We start from the raw sequence: 2012 nt of genomic DNA on the forward strand, positions 1-2012 counted from the left end.
AAGACCAAGAGCTAAATTGAAATTTCTCTCGCCTGATGAAGCCTTTGTCAAAAATATTTCTTAAATTTGCACTTGCTAGTTGAATTCACCATGATGATTTTTATTCGAACATTGTTAAATGCATACATTCAACCAACCCTGTATTGTTTGACATTACTGTTCATGGTAGAAGAGATAAAATCAGGACGGCATTGCAGGAGCTCAAGAAATATAAAATATTCATGACCGGCGAGGCCTTCAAAGCCAAAATAATGACATGCTGTATCCTATACAACGAAAATTCCTTCATAACCTACGAACTGAAGGCATTAGAGGAACTGGCTGACTGTTACGGTAAAAGGTTTAATTGGTGGGCGAAGCCAATTGACCTGCCCAAAGACGAATTGCACCTAATTGTTGCTTTGGGCGGATTGAAGACAACAAATATAGATACAAACATCAAAAAGAACCCTAGGAATATAAACTCGAGATTTAGGGGACTTCATGGGCACCATCACGAAAGACTAAGCAACAATTTAATATCAGTTATATGTGTTGATTTGTAGATAGTCCTGGCTGGTTATGCAATCTGTCAGATATACCATGGTCCCTTTGGGAATACAAGCTACTTCTTGGTAGCTTGCATTCCTTCATACAGATTTACGACATCCTTTGCTTTCTCACAGATATCCGCCCTTACATTCTCAGGGCTGACAACTTCCACTTCATCCCCAAGCATCATGATAGACTGCAGGAAATCGAAGGTCGGTCTTACGTCATATGAGAAATCATAGCTCCCATCCTTGTTTTTCTTTAACTGTTGGGACTGATGAAGTGGTAGACTGATGAGATAACTGACTGTAGGAAGCTTTCTCACGCGCAAAACAATATGCTCTATCGGTACCTTGCTGTCTGCTATGACACCCGCACAGCCTCTGTAATATCCTTTTAAGGAGAAGCCCTTAGGTAGTACGAACTTTCTTCCTGTAGGTTCCAACTCGATTATTCGGTCAAGACAAAGAGAAAAGATGAAATCATTGTCCTCTTTTGCCCCAACAACATACCATCTGCTGCGAAAGATTCTCATCCCATAAGGCTTGAAAGTGTATCTCTTTGGCCCGTCTTCACTGTAGAATCCCTCATACGTGATGTCCAGTACCTCATTATTTTTCATGGCCTCAATCATATCGACAAGGTATTCTCGACCTGAGGGTACATCCTCAAACATAATGCGTTTTTCGATATCTCTGTTCATTGACAGCTGATTCAGTGTTGTGAACGAGTCTATCAACCAATCCTTTACAGCATCCGAAGAATTGAAGTTTTGCCTTAGAGAGTATGTTTTACTCTTCTTGTCCCAAACAATTGCTATCCCCAAAGTCTCATGTATAGCATTTCTGCAATAGTTGAAAGTACTGCGTGCGAGCTCCTTACCATAAGACAAAGAAGAATTCTCCCATGCATGAGAGATCTCATCAAGTGTCATCTTACCCCGCCTGTTCAACAGGCTGATAAGCCAGACATATGTAGCCATAGTAGATCTTGCCATATTCTTTTTCAGATATGAGTGAGCATCTTTTTCAAATATCACATACTGCGTAAAGCAGTATAGAAAGCATAGACAGTTTGCGATGATGTCTATTCTCCATCTTTCTTTATACTGTTATTTGCCTGCGCCTGCAACATTTTGTTCATGTGGCGAAGAGCTTCAATGGTCTCGTCCTTTGCCCTAATGATAGCATCCTTGCTTTCCAGTTCTTTCCTGAGAGACTGGTTCTCCAGCATCAGGTTGGTGCTGATAGACACATTGCCGACAAAGTTATTGTTACCGGCAACGTTGTTAGTCTTGAACTTGCTGTTTTTCCGGAAGTAATCCAGGGGCATGCCAAAGAAATCAGCCAATGTTTCAAGCTTAGAAAGGCTGATGTCCTTTGTGCGATGTAAGCGTATCCGCGATGCAGCCTTGTGTGGATCATTTTGATTCATTATCTTTGCGGCGATAAATCAAACCGTAATGTTATGACAGCAGCAGA

3 protein-coding genes are annotated in these 2012 nt (G+C 41.2%); 1 reads left to right on the top strand and 2 read right to left on the bottom strand.

What is annotated here, in order from left to right; all coding sequences use genetic code 11:
* Window positions 1-143 precede the first annotated feature (143 nt).
* Window positions 144-545 (top strand): hypothetical protein, encoded by a 402-nt coding sequence (locus tag G604_RS0112605; RefSeq protein ID WP_028910859.1) that lies wholly within the window; start codon window positions 144-146, stop codon window positions 543-545.
* Between the two features lie 59 nt (window positions 546-604).
* Here G604_RS0112605 and G604_RS0112610 read toward each other — a convergent pair whose 3' ends face one another.
* Window positions 605-1528 (bottom strand): helix-turn-helix transcriptional regulator, encoded by a 924-nt coding sequence (locus G604_RS0112610; protein WP_081657777.1) that lies wholly within the window; start codon window positions 1526-1528, stop codon window positions 605-607.
* A gap of 89 nt (window positions 1529-1617) precedes the next feature.
* Window positions 1618-1965 carry a hypothetical protein gene (locus G604_RS0112615; protein WP_028910861.1) on the bottom strand — a complete coding sequence of 116 codons (348 nt, stop codon included), beginning with the start codon at window positions 1963-1965 and terminating at the stop codon, window positions 1618-1620.
* Between the last annotated feature and the right edge of the window lie 47 nt (window positions 1966-2012).

The organism is Prevotella sp. AGR2160 (assembly GCF_000424185.1).
Lineage (GTDB): Bacteria > Bacteroidota > Bacteroidia > Bacteroidales > Bacteroidaceae > Prevotella.

Excerpts from the sequence above, each read along its gene's own strand:
- G604_RS0112610 (WP_081657777.1), bottom strand. The coding sequence starts at position 1,528 with ATGGCAAGATCTACTATGGCTACATATGTCTGGCTTATCAGCCTGTTG.
- G604_RS0112615 (WP_028910861.1), bottom strand. The coding sequence starts at position 1,965 with ATGAATCAAAATGATCCACACAAGGCTGCATCGCGGATACGCTTACAT.